Below are 262 nucleotides of genomic sequence, written 5' to 3' on the forward strand. Positions count from 1 at the left end.
GAGTGGACGCATCACTGGTGTTCGGGTTGTCATGCCAATGGCACTGCCCGGTAGCTAAATGCGGAAGAGATAAGTGCTGAAAGCATCTAAGCACGAAACTTGCCCCGAGATGAGTTCTCCCTGAGACCTAGAGTCTCCTGAAGGAACGTTGAAGACGACGACGTTGATAGGTCGGGTGTGTAAGTGTAGCGATACATTGAGCTAACCGATACTAATGAACCGTGAGGCTTAACCTTACAACGCCGAAGGTGTTTTGGCGGAT

At 50.4% G+C, this 262-nt stretch carries 1 rRNA gene; it reads left to right on the plus strand.

From position 1 onward, the window contains the following. A 23S ribosomal RNA gene (locus OOJ59_RS28020) occupies nucleotides 1-236 on the plus strand; the annotation flags it as partial. Nucleotides 237-262: the final 26 nt, after the last annotated feature.

Origin of the sequence: Citrobacter sp. W9 (assembly GCF_026719375.1) — a bacterium.
Taxonomy (GTDB): domain Bacteria; phylum Pseudomonadota; class Gammaproteobacteria; order Enterobacterales; family Enterobacteriaceae; genus Citrobacter; species Citrobacter werkmanii.